Source organism: Pseudomonas brassicacearum, assembly GCF_003732265.1.
Classification (GTDB): domain Bacteria; phylum Pseudomonadota; class Gammaproteobacteria; order Pseudomonadales; family Pseudomonadaceae; genus Aquipseudomonas; species Aquipseudomonas brassicacearum_D.
The window spans coordinates 1-292 of sequence record NZ_MOBK01000092.1; the positions used below are offsets into that span (position 1 = coordinate 1).

Consider the following 292-nt stretch of genomic DNA (forward strand, 5'->3'; position numbering starts at 1 on the left):
CCAGAATCGAGGTGTACGCCTGCTGCGACACCGGCTCGCTCAACGCATGATCGGCACCGTCGATAATCCGGTGCGTCAATGAATGGGTCTGCTGACACCCCGCGCGGTAACTCATGATCGCTGCATGCGGGACGTAATCGTCGGTTTCCGACTCCACCAGCAACACATCCCCGGTGAATTGCGAACAAGCATGCAACGCCCGATTGGTGTCCGCACGCACCAGCGTGCTGCGGTAATCGCGCAGATCGGCCTTGTCCAGTTCACGTTTGGGCGTGTGCCATTGCTCGTCGCG

The 292-nt window shown here is 60.3% G+C and carries 1 protein-coding gene; it reads right to left on the minus strand.

The features are described from left to right. The coding region (locus BK660_RS30195; protein ID WP_473087020.1) for an alpha/beta hydrolase at nucleotides 1-292 on the minus strand (292 nt) is incomplete at both ends.